Source organism: Streptomyces sp. NBC_00878, from assembly GCF_026341515.1.
In the GTDB taxonomy this organism is placed as follows: domain Bacteria; phylum Actinomycetota; class Actinomycetes; order Streptomycetales; family Streptomycetaceae; genus Streptomyces.
Genome location: NZ_JAPEOK010000002.1, coordinates 446,353 through 464,606 on the forward strand (window position 1 = coordinate 446,353; position 18,254 = coordinate 464,606).

An 18,254-nucleotide genomic window follows, 5' to 3' on the forward strand; every position below is an offset into this window, starting at 1 on the left:
GGTGCCGAAGGCAGGTCGTCGGTGCCGATGAGAACGTGTCCGTCGCGCAGTCTGCCCTTGAGTACGCCTGTGAACGACGACGGGAGACGAGAGTGAGCAGACTGACGAGCAGGGCGGGCCGGTGGCGTCGGCGCACGGCCCGAGTGGGACTGGTGGGTGCGGCTCTGGCGGGGTTGGTGGCCGGTCCGGTGGCCGGAGGGCCGCCCGTCGGCGCGTCGGCGGAGGCATCGGCCGCTGCCGGAGGGCGGAGGACGTTCACCGGTGAGATAGACGGGGCGGAGTACCGCGTCGAGTTGCCGGCCCGCTGGAACGGGACGCTGGTGCTCTACAGCCACGGGTACTTCCTGGCCGAATGGGTGCCCGAGGGCGTCCAGGTGGCGAACCGGGTCGAGACCGAGCAGTGGCTGATCGAGCACGGTTACGCGGTGGCGGCGTCGAAGTTCAAGAACGACGGCATCGGCTACGGGGTCCAGGACGGGGTGACCGACCAGGTCGCTCTGCTCGACTGGTTCGAGGAGCACGTGGGCGAGCCACGGCGGACCGTGTCCAGCGGCATGTCGCAGGGCGGCCTGATCGCGGCGCTGCTCGCCGAGCGGCACCCGAAGCGCTTCGACGGGGTGGCCACGATGTGCGCGGAGTACGACACACACGCGACGTGGAACTCCGGTCTCGACATCACGTTCGTGGTCAAGACCCTCCTCGCGCCCGGTGAGGACATCGAGTTGGTCCGGGCCGGCGAGGACGCAGCGGCCGGCCGGGACGCGTTGGCCGCCGCGATCGACCGTGCCCTCGAAACCCCCGAGGGGCGGGCGCGGTTGGCCCTCGCCGGCGCCGTGGCGAACATCCCGGGGTGGTACGCAGCGCACGAGCCGCGGCCGAGCACGACCGACGAACTGGTCGCCGCCCAGTCGCTGTGGACGAAATGGGCGTACACCTATGGAATCGGCCCGGTCGGCCGGACAGAGTTGGAGGCCCGCGCGGGCGGCAACCCGTCCTGGAACACCGGCATCGACTACGGCCGGCTGCTTGCCCGGTCGAGCCAGCAGGACCTGGTGCGCGACGCGTATGCCGCCGCACCCGGAGGGGACCTGGACGCCGACCTGAAGCGCCTCGCGAAGGCGCCGCGGATCCGGCCCGACGCGAAGGCGGTGGCGTACCAGTACCGCCACGGCATCGTTCGCGGTACGACGCCGGCCCCCGTCGTCACCCTGCACTCGACCGGCGACGGCGGCGCGGTGACCGACCAGGAGCGGTGGTACGCCGACCAGATCCGTCGCCACGGCAACTCCACCTCACTGCGGCAGCTCTGGGTGGACCGCGGTGGGCACTGTTCGTTCAGCTCCGCCGACGAGCTGGTCATGTTGCGGACGTTGCTCGACCGGATCGACGACGGGCAGTGGCCGAGCACCACACCGACACGGCTGAACGCCTCGGTGAGCGCCATGGGCCCGGCGTACCAGAAGGTGCTGGACCTCGGCACCGGTGCGGACCTGCCGTTGGATCCTGCGTACACCGACTTCACACCGCCGAGGATGCTCCGCCCGTCGCGGTGACTTCGGAACAGCGGCTGATCAGCTCAGGAGGGCCTCATCTCTGTGAGGGCAGCCCTGGACGAGGTGCGTACCCTCGTCCAGGAACTGCCCCGGCACGGCACCCACAGGAGCTCTCGTGACGTATGACATCGCCGCCCTCCGCTCCCAGTTCCCGGCGCTGAGCGCCGGAACCGCGCATTTCGACGGCCCCGGTGGCACCCAGACCCCGCAGCCCGTCATCCGGGCCATCGCCGACGCGTTGGCGCAGCCTCTGTCGAACCGGGGGCAAGGGACACCGGGGGAGCGGAACGCCGCGAGCATCGTCATCAAGGCCCGTCAGGCCCTCGCCGACCTGTTGGGAGCACACCCGACAGGGATCGTCTTCGGCCGCAGCGCCACCCAGCTCACCTACGATTTCTCCCGCGCTCTCGCCAAGACATGGTCGCCCGGGGACGAGGTGGTCGTCACCCGTCTCGACCATGACGCCAACATCCGCCCATGGGTTCAAGCCGCCGCCCAGGCCGGTGCCACCGTGCGCTGGGCCGACTTCGATCCCGCCACCGGAGAACTGACCACCGACGACGTCCGTGCCGTTCTGTCCCCGCGCACCCGGCTGGTCGCCGTGACCGCCGCCTCCAACCTGATCGGAACACGGCCCCCGATCGCCGAGATCTCCGGTCTGGCGCGCGATGCCGGAGCGCTCACCTACGTCGACGGCGTCCACTACACCGCCCACACGCTGGTCGACCTGGAGCGGCTCGGCGCGGACTTCTTCGTCTGTTCCCCGTACAAGTTCCTCGGCCCCCACCACGGAGTCCTCGCCGCCCGGCCGGAGTTGCTGGAAACGTTGCAGCCGGACAAGCTCCTGCCCTCCACCGACGCCGTCCCGGAGCGCTTCGAACTGGGCACACTGCCCTACGAGTTCCTCGCGGGCACGGAAGCGGCGGTCGATTTTCTCGCCGGCCTCGACACGGGTGCCACAGGAACGCGGCGACAGCGCCTTGCCACGGCATTCACGGCACTCGAAGCACACGAACAGGCCCTGCGCACACAGCTCGACAAGGGGCTGTCCTCGCTCCGAGGTGTCCAGGTCCACTCCAGGGCGGTCGACCGCACCCCCACTCTGCTGCTCACGTTCGGGGGTCGCCCGTCGGCGGTGTCGGTGGAGGCCTACCGGTTCCTCGCGGAGCGTGGCGTCCACGCGCCGTCAGGGTCCTTCTACGCGATCGAGGCCTCCCGTCGACTCGGCCTCGGCGACACCGGGGGCCTCCGGATCGGCCTGGCCCCCTACAACAACACGGAGGACATGGAACGGCTCCTGGAAGGCCTGTCCGAGTTCCTGATGCTCTGAGGGAACCATCGACTCGTTCAGGGGGAAGGCGGCAACGCCGGATCCCCGCCCCACGCCGCGGCGCACAGCGCGCGGTCGACCTCCTCGGTGTAGTGGGCCGCCGCGAGCCAGGCGCGGGCGAACCGGTTGATGTCGGCGGGGACCAGCCGGCCGAAGACGTCACGGGACCGGTCCGCGGCGGCCGAATGGAGTTCGTCGAGGAGGTCACCGGCGCAGGCGAGGCCGGAGCGGCCCAGACGCCGGCTGTCGGCGGCGCTGTCGCCGGGGAAGGCGAGGACGCGACGGCCCGCCGAGGCCGCCTGGTGGACCCGGCGGCGCAGGAGATGCAGTGGCGCCTCGTCCGCGGCGGGCGGGGACCCGGCGGCCGGCAACGCGGGGGCGGGCAGGTCCGCGTGCTGGAGGCGGTCGAGGCCCAGGTCGAGATGGACCCCGGCATCACTGGGGTGGTCCGCGGCGAGGAGCAGCGCCCGGGGCAGGGGAGACGGGTCGAGGCGGGCGATGACACGGAGCCGGGTGCCCGGGGCGGCCGCGAGGAGACGGAGGTTGTCGCGGTAGGGCAGCGCGGGGTGGTCGTGGGCGGCCGTCAGACGGAGCGTCAGGCCGTCGCAGTCGGCGAGCAGACAGTCGCCGGCGGCCTCGCGGACCGTGCCGGTGAGCGTCACGTCGAGGAACAACAGGCCGTCCCCGCCGGTCAGGGCGCGCGACACCTGTTCGGCGGCGGGCGGCGCCCACAGGCGGTCGAGCGGGTCCTCGCGCCAAGCGGCGCCGGACGCGCGTACGGCCCGTACGCCCGCGCCCGCACCCAGTCGGCCGGTGGGGGAGACGGTCGCACCGGACACGGCGAGCCCGGCCCGCGACAGTTCACGGTGAGTGAGAGCCGTGTCCCCGATGTGTACTGCTCGGTCGGCCGCGCCCACCGCTCGGCCGGAACCTCCCGGAGCGACATCCGAGACCGTGTGGAGGCGGCCCTCGGCGTCGGCTGTCCAGGTGACCGCTCCCGCGTATCCGGTCGCCGTCAGAACGGGCTCGGCGAAGAGCCCGTACAGCCGCAGGGACCCGTCCGGGGTGTACGGCTGCCGCGCGGTGCCACGCAGGGCGGCGAGTTCGGGGCCGGTGGATCCCGGAAGGCGGTGGGCGGTCCCGAGGACGTCGAGGAGCGCGGCGGTGAGATCGGTGAGGCGGTACGCCGGATCGGCGCCGCGGGCAGCGCGCAGTTGGGTCACCACGGAGACCGCTGAGGCGGCGATCCTGGGCAGCCCGCAGATCCGCGCGGTGTGCGCTGCGCGCAGCAACTCCGCCTGCAGCACGGCACCGGCCCCGTCCGTGCCTGCTTCGAGTACGGCGGCTGCGGCGTCGTACGTGGCTTGCGCGGCGGCGCGCTGGTCGGGGGCGGCGGTCTCGGCGGGGACGGTGTCCGGTGCCGATTCGGAGCCGGAGCCGGAGCCGGAGCCGGGGGCGAGGTCGGGGTTGGAGCCGGGGTCGGCCTCGGATCCGGACGCGGCCTCGGAGCTGGGGTCGGCGATCGGCGCGGCCGAGGCCGCTGCCGCACGGTGCAGGCAGTCCGGTGCGAGCAGGCAGCCGCAGCGGATCGCGTCCGCGCTGGTCACCGTGCCGCCAGGGGCGTGCAGTTCGAGGTGGGTGTCGTCGTCGACGGCGATCCGTACGGTGTCGCCGTCACGGACGGACGGGCGCCCCGCCAGCTTGGTGACGCCGGCGTCGAGCCGCTTGCGGAGCCGGGGAGTGAGCCCTTCGACGAGTTCGGCGGTCACGGACGGGGCGACCGGAGGGAGATCGAGGCTCATGAGACTTTCTCCCCTACCCAGCGGGCGAGTTCGAGCGGACTGAGGGCGGCGACGGGCATGCCCGCGGCGACGAGCTGTCCGGCCACGCCGGTCGAGTACCGGGGGCGGCCGGAGTCGTCCAGGCTCGCGCACCCGAGGACGTGGCAGCCCGCCCCGACCAGGGTGCGGACCTCGGCGAGCAGACCGCCGAGGGGGTAACCCTCCTCGAAGTCGCTCACGACCACGATGAGGGTGCGGGACGGCACGGTGACGAGCTCGCGGGCGTGGCGCAGCCCGGCGGCGATGTGGGTGCCACCGCCCACACTGACCTCCAGCAGCAACGACAACGGGTCGTCGACATGGTCGGTGAGATCGATGACCTTGGTGGAGAAGGCCAGGAAATGCGTGGACAGGGTCGGCACTCCGGCCAGGACGGAAGCCGTGAGGGCTGCCCAGACCGTGGAGGCCTCCATGGACCCCGACACGTCCGTGACCAGGATCAGCCGCCAGTCGGCGGCGCGTTTGGCGCGCGAACGGAAGACGGGGTGCTCCGGGATGATCTGGACGGTGCCGTCCGGGGCGCGGCGCGCGGTGGCGAGGTTGGCGCGCAGCGTGCGCGGCAGATCGAGGCCGCCGCCCGGCCGTCGGCTGGGGCGCGGCAGGGTCGTGCCGTGCAACGCGGGGCGCAGGCGCGTGGCCAGTTGCCGGGTCAGCGCGTCGACCAGGCGGCGAACGAGGGGGCGCAGCACGGCCAACCGTGCCTCGGGCAGTCCTCCCGCATGCTGGAGCACGGTACGCAGCAGGTCGACGGAGGGCCGCACGCTGTCCGGACTGAGCTCGTCGAGAACGTCCTTGCGGCCCGACGCGGCTGCCGCCGCCAGCACCTCTTCGCGGATGCCCGGTCCGAAGAGAGCGGCCAGTGCCTCGGACCACTCGCGCACTCCGGGGTACGGAGCCTCCCGGCCGCCCCCGCCGCCCCGGCCAGGTCCGGTCAAGTCGCCCCTGCTGCCTTCGCCGCGTCCGCTCCCGTACAGCTCGTCGATTGCGGTCGCCAACGCCGAGGCCGAGCGCGGCAGTTGATCCGTACGGCGGCCGAGCGTGAGCCGCCAGCGGTCGGCGGGCGCGAGGATGTGATCTTCGGGCACCTGCTCGGCAATTCCGTCGGTGGCTTGGGTGGCTTGGGTGGTTTGGGTGGCGTCGGTGGCTTCGGCTCCGAGGCCGCTGAGGGTGTTGCGGGCATCGTGCGCTTCAGGGGTTTCGGGCATCGGGGCGAGGTCGCCCTCTGGTGGCGGAGGCAGCAGCCCGAGCGTGCGCAGGGCGGCGCGCGCTGCTAGGTCCGCGCGGGTCCAGGTGGCGAGTGCGACGGGGTCGACGTCGCCGGTGTCGGTGAGACGCGACGTGGCGAGGCGCTCCTCGACGGTGTCGAGGAGTCGGTCGCGTGCCGCCGGACTGAGGGTGTCGAAGCCTCCCCGCAGTGCGGGAAGCCGGTCGAGGAACTGCCGGTCGGGCATCTCGGCCACGCGGTTGAACAGCGGCTCCAGCGCCGGAGCCGCCGCCTCCAGGAGTGGACCCGCGGCGGTCAGTACTCCGATGAGCCGGTCGGTCAGGGCCGACCGGGCCTCGGGCGTGCCGGCCGAGTCGACCCACGAGGCGATGCGATCGCCCAGCACACCGGGCTCCTCGTGACCGAGGAGAACGCGTACGGCTCCGGCGGCGCCGCGCATCAACGGGGAGCCGTCGGCCGCCAGCCGGGCGAGCGCGTCGGTGAGCCGTATGCCGCCCAAGTGGTCCGCACGATGGGCGAGTTCGAGCAGCGCGTGCGCGTCGTCCCGGTCCTCGGAACCCATGAGTCCGTCCACCTGCCGCACCGCCGCGGCGGTCAGCGGCTCGGCCAGGGCGGCCATCGCGGCCGTACGTTCCTCGTCGGCGCCGACGCCCGCGATGTGACCCGCGCGCAGTCGGTCCAACAAGGCCAGACCGGCGAGGAGTTCCGGGAGTGTGGCGGACCGCGGCAGCACGTCGCCGAGGTCGGCGAGGCGTTCGTCCGTGAGGGCGGGCAGGCCGCACTCCGCCGCCTGCCGAAGGCCGTGCAGGGTCTGCGCGGCCGTGGGCCCGCCCTCGTCGCGCTCCGCGCGCCGGTGCTCACGCAGCAGCCCCTCGGTGGCCTGCGCGGGGGTGACTCCTCGGACACCGGCCGCGCTCAGCATGGCCGCCGTGGCGGGCGTCCAGCGCACCTCCCAGCGAGAGGTCAGCGCCTCGGTGCCGCCGGCGCCGACGACCTCCTTGGGTTCTCCGTACGGCACGCCGCACACGGCCAGGCGGTGCAGCAGGAGTTCACGGCGGCGGTCCAGGTCGGAACGCAGCGGGTCCAGGCGCAGGTCCCGCTGCGTGTCGGTGCCGCGGCTGTCCGGCCCGGGCAGCCCCAGTGCTGCCAGCTCCGCCTCGACCGCCGGAGCGAGTCCGCTGCGGGGCGCTCCGGGTGCCGGGCGGCCGCCGCGTGTTCCCACGAGCACCCGTTCCATCGCCTGTGCGACGGCTCGTCCGCGCCCGTACGGCTCGCCCTGCGTGAGTACCGTCTGCACGGCTTCGATCAGCTCGCCCCGGCCGGCCGCGGGCAGCCCGCGCAGCCGGGCGAGGTCTCCCGCCAGACGGGTGATCTCCTGGGCGTCGGCGGGGCCCGACGGGTGGCCGAGAGCGCGCAGTTCGGCGCAGATCTTGACCGCGGCGCGTGTCAGGGCCTCCTCCAGCGCGGCCGGGTCGCCCGCCGCGTGCAGGACTAGGTGCTGCCATTCCGGGTCCCGGATGCCCGCCGGGTAGCCGGACCGCTCGTCGAGTAGCGCGTATGTGTAGGGGATGAGCGACGTCGTCCATGCGGGGGCGTCGGTGTCGGTGCCGTCGAGGACAGGCAGTTGGGCGTCCGTCCGACCGGCCGGTGACGTCAACGCCGGGGCGTGGAAGGCGCCGACGACCACGGCGGCGCGTTCGCCGTTCGCGGTGGCGGCGGCCAGCCGGGCGCGCATCCACTCCTCACGTCGCAGGTCCACTTCGGGCACGCCTCCCGAGCCGGCCGCGTCCTCGCGCAGCGCCCAGCCCGTCAGGAGGGCGGCGCGCCGCAGCGCTTCGGGCGGCGAGCCGGGGGCGGTGGCCTCGACGAGGCGGTCCCAGAGGTCGTCGCCGGTACGGCCCGTGAGCCGGGCCCGCAGGGCGGAGGCGAGACGGTTGGGCGGCTGCGGGGCCGGGGCCCGGTTCGTACCGTCGTCCGGGCCTGCGGACGTCTGCCGCCGTCCGGTGCTCCAGGCCCGGTCGGCGAGCGGCAGGTCGCACGCGACGACCGGCACATCGTGCCGCGCGGCCCAGCGCACGGCGGCGAGTTCGGGCGAGAAGTCGGCGAACGGATAGAAGGCCGGACCCCGACCGGCGCCCCCGTCGCGGGGAGCGGCGGCGAGGGCGACCGGGGCCCGCGTCTCCTCATGGCCGAGCCAGGGCAGCCATTCCTGCATCTCGTCGGGGAGTTCGACGAGCAGCACGTCCGGCTTGGCCTCGTCCAGCAGCGCCGGCACGGCCGCGGCCAGCGAGGGCGCGTGATGCCGTACGCCGATGAGGTAGGGCGCCGCCGGGTCGGTGAGGGCCGCGACGGCTTCGTCGGGGGAGAAGGACACGGTGGTCAGTCCTCCAGGACGGTGCGCAGGTCCCACAGGGTGCGCCAGGTGGCGGAGCCCTGTTCGGCGCGGCGCCTGACGGGGCCGTCCCAGTAGCCGCGGAGCCGTGCCGCGTCGGCGGGGTCGTCCTTGCGAACCACGCCGAGGAGGTGACCCGGCAGCAGACCGAGGACGTCACGGTCGCCCGGGAAGTAGGCGGCGGCGAGCCCCAGCGCGCCCGCGACGGACACGGCCTCCGCGGTACTCATCACCGTGGAGGGCCGCTCGACCTCCCAGCCCTCCGCGGACCGGCCCTCCCGCAGGTCCCGGAAGGCCGTGATGAGAGCCTCCAGCACGGCATCGTCGACCCGGAAGGGCGCTCCGGCCCGCTCGACCGAGGCACGTGCCTGACTGCGTATGAGCGCGGTCTCGGCGTCGAGGTCCGCGATGGGGCCGACGGTCTCGAAGTTGAAGCGGCGCTTGAGCGCGGCCGACATCTCGGAGACCCCCTTGTCGCGCAGGTTGGCGGTCGCGATGAGACTGAAGCCGGGCGCCGCGTGGGCCAAGGAGTCCTCGGTGCCCGCCAGTTCGGGTACGGCGATGCGCCGCTCGGAGAGCAACGACACCAGCGCGTCCTGCACTTCGGGCAGACAGCGGGTGACCTCCTCCACCCGTGCGACGGCGCCCCGGGTCATGGCGGTCAGGACGGGCGAGGGCACGAGGGCCTGCCGACTGGGTCCCTGGGCCAGCAACAGGGCGTAGTTCCAGCCGTACTTCAGCTGGTCCTCCGTCGTGCCCGCGGTGCCCTGGACCACCAGGCCGCTGGTGCCGCAGACAGCAGCGGACAGCAGCTCGGACAGCATGGACTTGGCGGTGCCGGGCTCGCCGACGAGCAGCAGTCCGCGCTCACCGGCGAGGGTGACGACACACCGCTCCACCAGGGCACGGTCGCCGACGAACTTGCCCTCGACGACGAGGCGCCGCGGCACACCCCCGGACGCCGGGGCGTCGTCGGGCAGCCGCAGGGCCCGGCCGTCGCTGCCCATGACGAACGTGACGACGGCCCGGGGCGTGAGCCGCCACGCCGGTGGGCGCGGACCGTCGTCGTAGGCGGCGAGGAAGGCCAGCTCGGCGGCGTGCCGGTCCTCCGGCGGGGTGATCTGGCGGGCCGTGTCGGGGGCCAGGGTGGTGGTCATCGGCGGTCCGTCCGGTCGGTTCGGGAGGTCGTCATCGGGGGTTCGTCCGGTGGGCTCGGGCGAGGGCCGTCGGCGGCGGTCATCGGCGGCGGCCCTTCCGGGTGGCTCGGGTGGTGAGCTGTTCGTAGGCGGGCGCGTCGCCGTCCTGGACACGGCGCCAGGCGCGGGCGAACAGGTCGGCCACCGGGAGGAGCGGCAGGGCACGGGAGCGGTCGCGTACCGGGTAGAGGCCCTCCTTCCAGGTCTCCACCGGCAGGGCGGGGGACTTGAGGTCGCGCCAACCGCAGGGCAGGAAGAGGGTGCGACCGGCACGCGGTCGCTTCGCCTCGACGACCAGGTCCGTCGCGGCCAGTTCGGTGCGGGCCTTCTTCAGCCGGGCGGGCTTCCAGCCGGTCCAGCGGGCGCAGTTGCGGTCCGTCGGATCGGGCAGGGCCAGCAACTGGAGGTAGAGCGCCGCGGCGTCCTCGCCCAGATCGTGTGCCGCGGCCACCTCGGCGACCAGTGCGGGCGCGACGACGGTGGGATCCTGGGCGTGCCCGACGGGTCCCTCGGCATCGAGGCCGACGGTGAGGGCATGGGCGAGTTCGTCGTCGAGGATCGTGCGCAGGGCCTGGAGGCCGCCGTCGAGTTCCGGGCCCACCCGGCCCGCCAGGAGCCCGAGGACCGCGTCGTCCGGACCGGTGAGAGCGGCGGGGCGGATCAGGACCGCCTCCTGCTCGGCGTACCAGGGGCGCAGCACGAGAGCCTCCCCGACCGGCGTCAGACCGTGTGCGTCGGCACCTCCGGTGGCGGGAAGCCCGTACGTCTTGCGCAGTTCGGCCGCCGTCGAGCCGCCCTTGTCCGTCCACTCCACGTCCAGGTCGAGCAGCAGCCCGGGGTCGGTGAGGCGGCGCCGCAGAGCGGCGAGACCCTCGGGCAGGGACGCGCGCAGCGGGTGCCCGTACGGCAGGGCGTAGGCGAGTGCGGCCAGGGCGGCGACGGCACTGCTCAGGTCGTGCCGTCCGGGCAGTGCCGCGGGGTCCGCCGGGATGAGATTGCCGTCCTTGTCCGGCCGCTGCACCGTGGTGCGGCTGATCCACGGGGTGCGCCCCGGGTTGAGCACGGCCTCGGCCGAGTCGGCGGGCAGACCTGCGAGATCGACCGCGAGGTCCTCGGGCAGGCGGACGACGGAGCCGAGGCACTCGGCCCACACCCGGCCCGCGGTGGCCGTGTCCGGCCCGGTCGTCCACAGGTCCGCGGGGTCCTCGGGCAGCAGGGCGCTCATGAGCGCGGACCGGTCCTCCCGGTCGAGCGACGACAGACGGCCGTTGCCCAGATCCAGCTGCCGGGGCTTGAGGCCGATCGTGGCGAGCACGTCGGCGCCGGGCTGCCGCGGACGCGCGGCGAGGAGCACGGTGGCCTGGACGGGGCCCAGGCCGTCGCGGGTCGCGGCGGCGAACGCGGCGGGCGCCTCCGGTCGCCAGGGAGCGGCACCCTTGTCCCGGATCAGCCGGGCGACGGCGGCGAGATCGTCGGCGGGGAACGCCGACGGCACCGCGGTCTCCTCCTTCAGCACGAAGTGGGCGACAGCGCCGAACGCGCCGGAGGGATCGTGGTCGAGGGCGACCCAACTGACCCGGTCGCGCTGGGCGTCGATGCTCTGGCAGCCGAGGAGGACCACGGTCCGGCCCTCCCGCCGGAGCACCTGACCGGCGCGCTGCTGCTTGTCGTGCGGCTCGCTCAACAGGATCTCGCGCAGCCCGTGTCCGGGTGCGGCGAGCGGCCCTTCGGCGACCGCTTCGAGCAGCAGGAGCAGCGCTTCCCGCTCGGCGTCGGTCACGGTCGGCGTAGCGGCCCGGTAGGCCAGCGGTCGCAGCACAGCCAGGAGCGACGGCCACACCAGGCCGATGCCGGGGATCGTGTGCTCCTCGCTCCGCCAGCCGTCACCGAGTGCGCCCGTCCGCGCGAGATCGGGCAGGGGCTTGCCGTCGGCGGGCCGTCCGGACAGGACGTGGTTCACGGCCCGGATCTGGCGCAGCGCGCTCCACTGGTGGTCGCCTCCCCACCATCCCCACAGATCGGCGATGCCATCGGTGGCCGAGCGCAGGGTGCGGTCGTCGCCGTGCACGGGACGGTATTCGGCGAACATGCCTTCGCTCCGCCGTCGATCGGACCGCGGCCGCTCGACCGGCGGCTTCACGAACGCGGCGGCCGTCCCGGTGAGGCGAAGCGCCGCATGGACCAGCGCGGACACACCGATGAGCAGCCGTTCGTCGGCGAGGTCGGGCAGGGCCGTCGACACGGCACGCCGGATGAAGTCGTCCGCGGCCGGGACGACGGGCTTGCCGTCGACGGTCGTCCTGGCGGCGTCACCGGCCTTGACGAGCTGAGCCTCACGTTCGGCCAGCGCCTGGGCGGAGGCCTCGAGCACATGGGCCGCGGTCTCGTCCGTCAGCGCGCGCAGCACGGCGGACGCCCGCTCGTCACGAGGGCGCAGCGCGTGCCAGAACGCGACCGGCGGCACGAGCCGGGTGCCGGCGGCGAACTCCCCGCCCTGCTGACCGGGTACCAGCCGGCCGAGCTCGCCGCCGGCCGAGGTGTCGTCGGCGGCGAACAGTGCGACCTGCCGGTGGAGGTACGCGGCGACGGGCTCGGCGCCTCCGGGCAGCCGGAGCGCACCGAGGGGAATCGCGGCCGAACGGTTGCCGGCCGCCCGCAGGGTGACGGTCCGGCCGTCCGGCGAGCCGGTGGTCGTCCGGGCCTCGGCCCCCTCGCCCTCCGTACGCACCCAGCGGCCGAGCACCGTGCCGTCGGTGCCGAAGGGGCTGTGTTCCAGGCCGGGTTGCAGCGGCAGAACCTCGCAGTGGTGCTGCAGGAGGGCGGCGTCCTCGCGGATGCCGGACCGCAGGAAAGCGGGCAGGGACGCACGTCCGTGCGCACCGGTGGCCGGGTCGTACTCCAGCCAGACCTGCTGCCGCCCCTGCCTGCCCTGGCGCCAGCACGTCGTGCCGTCACCGATGACGGGCCGGCCGGCGGGCAGGACGGTGTCGCCTGCGTGCAGGGTCCGTCCGCCGGTGGCACGGCCGCCGCCGGACAGCGGGATGGAGGGGGCACCGGCGTCGCTGCCGTACCAGTGGGGCAGTTGCTCGCCGCCAAGGGTGAACACCTCGGACGGCCGGGCCGACCAGTACCCGAACTGCTTGCTCTCCTGCCGCCACATCACGAGCAGTTCGCCGTCGGTGTAGCGGAACTGCGGATGCTGCCAGCGTTCCAGCTCGACGGGCAGGCGCAGGTCGTGGTCGAGGAGCACCTTGTCCGGGCCGACGACGACGGCCTTGTGTCCGCGGGAGAGGATCAGCGCGGGCCAGGCCTCGGTCAGGCGCAGGGTGTCGTCGCGGTCGCGCCGGGTCTCGGCGTCGAGGAGCCGCAGTGCCTCCTCGAGGGCGGGCCAGCCCAGTTCGTCGGGGATACCGGCCCGCAGGGTGCGGCCGAGCAGCGGCGCGATCTCGTGCGCCGCGACGCGTGCGACCGCCTTCGGGCTGACCTGAGCGGCGACCGGACGGAAGGGGCGCAGGCGGTCGATCGCCGCGCGGGCGCCGGGCAGGCCTGTCGACGCGTCGAACGTCTCGGCCGCGTCGTCCAGCCACTCGCGCAGCACGTCGCCCAGCACGGGATGGGCGGCGAGGCTCTTGAGCAGTTCCGGGAGTATCCGGTCGTTGCCCAGCGCGCCGATGGCCCGGTGCAGCAGGGGCCGGAAACGCGAATCCGCGGCGGTGGCGGTCAGGTCGCGCCCACCGGGCTGATCGTCGCGAAGCCAGCGGTCGAGGGCCAGATGGACCTCTTCGTCCGCGTCGGGCATCGCGAGGGGAACGCCCTGGGCCACGCACAGGTCCAGCAGGTCGAGGTCGGCACCCGCGTGCCAGCGGCCCGTGAAGAGGTCCACGGTACGGCCGTCGGCACGCAGCCGCGGCGCCATCCGTTCGACGAGCCGGAGGGTGAGCGGGGAGCGCCCGCAGACCGTGCCGCCGTGCTTGCGATGGGCGGCCCAGCGGCTCAGCCAGTCCGCCGCGTCTGCGCCGCCTGCCGCGTCGACGCCGCCCGCCGCACCAGCACCGCCTGCCGTACCAGCACCGCTCGCCGCATCGATGTCGCCCGCTGCGCCGACGTCTTCCGTCTCGGGAGCGGCCTGGCCGTCCTTGTCGTTCTCGGAGACCTGGCCGTCCTCGCCCGTGAGAAGGCGATCGGCGCCGCTCTCCGCGAGCAGCGTCAGCCAGAACTCGTCGTCCTCGGGCTTGCGCCCGAGGCCGATCGGCATGATCTCCAACAGCCGTGCCCGTACGGCCGGTTGCCGCTCGGCGAGGACCGGGAGCGTGGCCCGGAAGGCGGTCCAGAAGGAGGCGGGCGCCCGCACCGCGGCGGGCGAGGCGACCAGGTCGGCCACGAGCGAGCATTCCTCGGTGACCCGGGGCAGTCCGGCGGCCTTGATCAGGCCGCGGGCGTCCTGCGGCAGTGACGCGTACGGCGGCATGCCGGCCGCGCAACGCTCCACGCACAACTGCCGGAACTGCGCCCACGCCGTGGCGGGATCGAGCCGGTGCGCCAGGTCCTTCACATGCTCCTTGAGCGCCTTGACCGTCAGCGCCCCGGCGAAGGCGAACTCCAGGAACACGGCACGCTGCCGATCCTCGTCGACGGTGAGCGCGTGCACCCGCTCGGCCTCGCGGGCCTTGCCGAAGAAGGCGGCGGCGTACGTCGTGTTCTCGTGCTGGAGGAAGATCCGGGCGGCCTGCTCGTAGAAGGTGGGCAGGAAGTGCGGCACGGCCCGGCCGAGCCGCTCGCCCAGCGCCTCGAAGCCCTCCTTGGCAGTGCCGGGGCGGGACTTGGCCTGGCGTGCGAGCCGCTCGACGTCCTTGACCAGGGCCAGTGCGTGGTGGCCGTTGGCCGGGTCGTTGACCAGCGCCCAGGCGGGGAAGCCCAGGGTCTCGCGGCGTACCTGTCCGACCTCGGGGGTCTCCGGTTCGCGGACCAGACCGAGGAACTCCAGGGCGAGGTCCTCGGCCTCGCCGAGGGTGCCCGGCACGAGACGGACGGCGAGCCGGCCGTCCAGCGCGGGATGCGTGTAGGTCCGTACGGTGAGGGTGTCGGCGTCCTCGCCGGTGGTGGTGCCCACGGGCAGGACGGCGCCGGCTTCTAGCAGCGCGGCCGTGGTGGGGTGTGTGTCTGCGGTGGCTGGTGCGTACGTGGTCATGCCGCCTGCTCCTCGTCCTCGATGTCACGCCCGGCGAACAGTGCGGCGGCCATGCGCAGGCCCTCCGACCAGGCCACGGGCCCCACTTGACCGAGCTTCAGCACCCGGCCGGAGCCGTCGGTCCACATGAGGGGGCCGGTCTCGGTCTCCTCGTAGCCGTCGTAGTCGCCGATCCAGACCCGGGCCTCGACGCCGCGGGCGTCCTCCCGCACGGAGCAGACGGCGTTGCCGCCGCGCACGCGGTAGCCGAGCTGGGTGGTCCTGCCGTGCAGGAAGCGCAGTTGCTTGAACGCGCCGCCCGCGTACTCCTCCACGCTGGTGCTCTCGGCGTCGAGGCCCGCCGGGTGCCGCCACACTTCGCGGAAAAGCTGCTGGGCCCGCTGTTCGACGCCGAGTTCGACGGCGAACTCCCGCAGCTCCTCCAGGTCGTCGAGAAGGACGGGATGCGGGAGGCGGACGAGCTCGGGGGCGATGCGCACACTGTCTCCGTCCAGGTCGACCAGGCCGAGTCCGCGGTCGAGGTCAACGTCACGGAGGAATCCGGCCACTTCGCCGTCCGGACCGGTGACGACGAGATCGCGCAGCGCGCTCTGCCAGGCGGGATCCGGCCACACCCGGGCGATGACGGCGAGCGGCACCGGAAGCGAGCGCACCATCCACTTCTCGACATCGGTGAGGCACTGGCGCTCGTGCCGCTCCAGCCACTCGGCGAGCTGACGCAGCCCCAGGACCGCGGGATCGTCCGCGAGTTTGGCCGGTACGGACTTCAACCGCCGCCCCGCGGTGTTGCGGCACACCACCTTTCCGCCGTCGAGGCCGACCTCGTAATCGCCGGCCGTGACCCACCCCATATGTGCCTCCCCGCACCGCTGTGATCAAGTGACCGGAACTCTAGAACAGGCCACTGACAACGCCCCCCGCCCGGCAGGGCGGTTGTGCGTCAAGCCCGGCTCGGCGCGCTTGACCAGCCTTCTTTCGGCCTGGTCGAATCTCGTGGACCGGTGGCCGCGTTCCCGCGCACTCTTGCTCTCATCACCACAACCACACATATCGGGAGAGACATCATGCGCACCCACCGCTCGGCCCTCCTGTGCGGCACCGCCGTACTGGCGCTCGCGGGGACCCTCGCGGGCGCGCCCTCCGCGAGCGCCGCGGTCGCCGAGACCAACTGCAACTACATCGCCGACTCCGCGCGGCCCACGGTCCGCCCCAACGACAAGGGCAACGCGGTCCGCCAGGTGCAGTGCCTCATCAACTACTACAGCAAGTACTCCGACTGGCTCGAGGAGGACGGAGACTACGGCCCGGCCACCGCGCAGGGCGTCTACTGGGTGCAGACCTGCAACGGCACCACGGGCGGTGCCGACGGCATCGTCGGCTCCAGCACCTGGTCCCGCCTCTACACCCCCAAGCCCGCCTGCGCCCTGTAGGGGCAATCCTCCGTTCCACCGGCTGCCCGCTTCCACACCGGAGGGGCGGGCAGCTTCGACCGGCCCGGACACCCCACAGGAGGAAACACGCGATGACGGACTCGACCTCGACCTCGACCTCGTACTCGGACTCGGACTCCGCAGGCTCCCGGAGCCCGGCCCACACCACGTCCCCAGTCCCGCGACGCGTGTTCCTGGGTGCCCTCGGAGTCGCCGCCGCGCTGGCTGTCGTACCCCGCCCGCCCTCGGCGGCGGCTGCCGCTTCCGCCTCGTACACCTTGCTGTCGCGCGGGGACTGGGGTGCGGACGAGACCCTGCGGTACGCCGCCGGAGGTACGGAGATCTGGCCGCCGGAGTACTACCCGGTCCAGACCCTCACCGTGCACCACACCGACGACAGGAGCACCGATCCGGACCCGGCCGCGGTGGTGCGCGCGATCTACCGCAACGACACGGTCGGCAAGGGCTACGGAGACATCGGCTACAACTTCCTGATCTGCAGGAACGGCCTGGTGTACGAGGGGCGTTGGTCCGGTACCGACGGCACGGCCGCACACGACGCGGCGGGACGGCTCGTCACCGGTGCGCACGTCCAGGGATACAACAGCGGAAACATCGGAATCGCCCTGCTGGGCACACTGACCACCACGCCCCCGTCGACCGCCGTACGCGGCGCACTCGTCCTGCTCCTGGCCGACCTCGCCGAGCGCCACGCGATCAGGCCATTGGGGAAGGTGCTCTACCGCAACCCGGTGAGCGGAGTCAGCCGTGCCGCGCCCGCCCTCGGCGGTCACCTCCACTGGGCGGCCACCGACTGCCCGGGCACGGTCTTCGCCGACCTGCCCGCCATACGCGCGGAGGTGGCCGCCCTGATCCAGGGATGACGGCTCGGGCGTACCGGCCGGACTCCGCCGCGTACCCCCGAGGATGAGCCGTTCCGGTCATTGTCTTCACGGGGGCGGCGCGGCATCGTCTGCCGCATCGGGCAGGAAGCAACGCCAGGAATCAAGCCAGGAGCCACGCCAGGAACCACGCAAAGAATCACGCATGGGGGGACCGTGCTGCGTATCCATTTCACGGCGGAGGATCTCGCACGAACCCGGCTCGCCGGCCGCCCCGACCCCTTGTGGGAGATCGCGGCCAGCCTGCACCGCTTACAGTCCCGGATCGGACGCTGGGCCCATGCCGCCTGGTACCGCGACGCCCGCGCCGCCATCGCCACGCGGCAACTGGGCTCCGCCGTACGCACGTTGCTGTGTCCGCTGTTCCCCCGCGCGACGTACTTCCCCGACTTCCTCACCCCGGCCGAGGCAGTGCAGGGACTGCGGAGCGGACTCGACGCGATCCTCGACACGCCGGCCGCCCGGGTCCGGCACGAGATCGGACTGCTGGCCCAGGTGCGGAAGGTGCCGGCGGACATGTACCGCCTGGCCGACCACGACGTCCGCGCGCAACTGGTCGAGACGCTGCGCAAGTACCACAACGCCGCCATCGCTCCCTACAGCGACCACATGCAGTCCCGCGTCGACGCCGAGTGCGCCCACCGAGGTCGCGATCTGCTGCTCGGCGGAGCGGAAGGACTGCACGGGGGACTGGGGCCCGCCATGCGCTGGAGAGCCCCCGTCCTCGAGGTCGAATACGTGGGCGGTGTCGATCGTGACCTGCACCTGTGCGGCCGCGGGCTGCTCCTGATCCCCTCGTACTTCTGCTGGCAGAAGCCGGTCTCCTTCGCCGACCCCAGCCTGCCTCCCGTCCTGCTGTACCCGCTGGCACCGGTCGCCCCCGAGCCTCAACTCCGGTCGGCCGAGGCGTCGTTGCCGGCGCTGCTCGGACGCACCCGCGCCGCGGTACTGCTCGCGGTGACGTACGGCGCGACCAACGCGGAGATCGCCCGCGCGGTCTCGGTGTCACCCGCCAACGCCAGCCACCACACCACGGTGCTGCGCGACTCGGGACTCATCGCCAGCCACCGCCACGCGAACACCGTCCTGCACACCCTCACCCCCCTCGGAGCGGCACTCCTCCGTCTCCCCGATCAGGCCCGCCAGGTTCCTGAGGCCGCGCCGTGACGTCACCGGGCCGCGCACAGTACGGTCACT

10 protein-coding genes are annotated in these 18,254 nt (G+C 73.3%); 5 read left to right on the forward strand and 5 right to left on the reverse strand.

Annotated elements, in window-relative coordinates; translation table 11 throughout:
* The first annotated feature begins 92 nt into the window (after positions 1–92).
* Together OHA11_RS46200 and OHA11_RS46205 are read left to right on the forward strand one after the other, a co-directional pair.
* Positions 93–1,553: a S9 family peptidase gene (locus tag OHA11_RS46200; RefSeq protein ID WP_266508430.1), complete on the forward strand. Its 1,461-nt coding sequence runs from the start codon at positions 93–95 to the stop codon at positions 1,551–1,553.
* Positions 1,554–1,668: 115 nt separating this feature from the next.
* Positions 1,669–2,883, forward strand: a complete 1,215-nt coding sequence (locus OHA11_RS46205) for a cysteine desulfurase-like protein (protein WP_266508432.1) — start codon at positions 1,669–1,671, stop codon at positions 2,881–2,883.
* Between the two features lie 17 nt (positions 2,884–2,900).
* Here OHA11_RS46205 and OHA11_RS46210 read toward each other — a convergent pair whose 3' ends face one another.
* The 5 genes from OHA11_RS46210 to OHA11_RS46230 form a co-directional block, all read right to left on the reverse strand.
* Positions 2,901–4,685 carry a hypothetical protein gene (locus OHA11_RS46210; RefSeq protein ID WP_266508433.1) on the reverse strand — a complete coding sequence of 595 codons (1,785 nt, stop codon included), beginning with the start codon at positions 4,683–4,685 and terminating at the stop codon, positions 2,901–2,903.
* Entirely contained in the window at positions 4,682–8,323 is a 3,642-nt protein-coding gene (locus OHA11_RS46215; protein WP_266508434.1) for a DUF5682 family protein, read from the reverse strand. Before OHA11_RS46215 ends, OHA11_RS46210 begins: the two co-directional genes overlap by 4 nt.
* Positions 8,324–8,328: 5 nt before the next feature.
* The gene (locus OHA11_RS46220; RefSeq protein WP_266508435.1) at positions 8,329–9,498 is read right to left on the reverse strand and encodes an AAA family ATPase; all 1,170 of its coding nucleotides are present in this window, start codon (positions 9,496–9,498) and stop codon (positions 8,329–8,331) included.
* Positions 9,499–9,577: 79 nt separating this feature from the next.
* Positions 9,578–14,725: a hypothetical protein gene (locus OHA11_RS46225; protein ID WP_266508437.1), complete on the reverse strand. Its 5,148-nt coding sequence runs from the start codon at positions 14,723–14,725 to the stop codon at positions 9,578–9,580.
* Positions 14,722–15,576, reverse strand: coding sequence for a DUF4132 domain-containing protein (locus tag OHA11_RS46230; RefSeq protein ID WP_266508438.1), 855 nt, complete (start codon positions 15,574–15,576; stop codon positions 14,722–14,724). The genes OHA11_RS46225 and OHA11_RS46230 overlap by 4 nt, the downstream gene beginning before the upstream one ends.
* 213 nt (positions 15,577–15,789) lie before the next feature.
* On the opposite strand from OHA11_RS46230, the gene OHA11_RS46235 reads away from it, so the two are divergent.
* The 3 genes from OHA11_RS46235 (at position 15,790) to OHA11_RS46245 (ending at position 18,224) form a co-directional block, all read left to right on the forward strand.
* Positions 15,790–16,155: a peptidoglycan-binding protein gene (locus OHA11_RS46235; protein WP_266508439.1), complete on the forward strand. Its 366-nt coding sequence runs from the start codon at positions 15,790–15,792 to the stop codon at positions 16,153–16,155.
* 92 nt (positions 16,156–16,247) lie between these two features.
* Positions 16,248–17,039 (forward strand): N-acetylmuramoyl-L-alanine amidase, encoded by a 792-nt coding sequence (locus tag OHA11_RS46240; RefSeq protein ID WP_266508441.1) that lies wholly within the window; start codon positions 16,248–16,250, stop codon positions 17,037–17,039.
* 174 nt (positions 17,040–17,213) lie between these two features.
* Positions 17,214–18,224: a helix-turn-helix transcriptional regulator gene (locus tag OHA11_RS46245; protein ID WP_266508442.1), complete on the forward strand. Its 1,011-nt coding sequence runs from the start codon at positions 17,214–17,216 to the stop codon at positions 18,222–18,224.
* Positions 18,225–18,254: the final 30 nt, after the last annotated feature.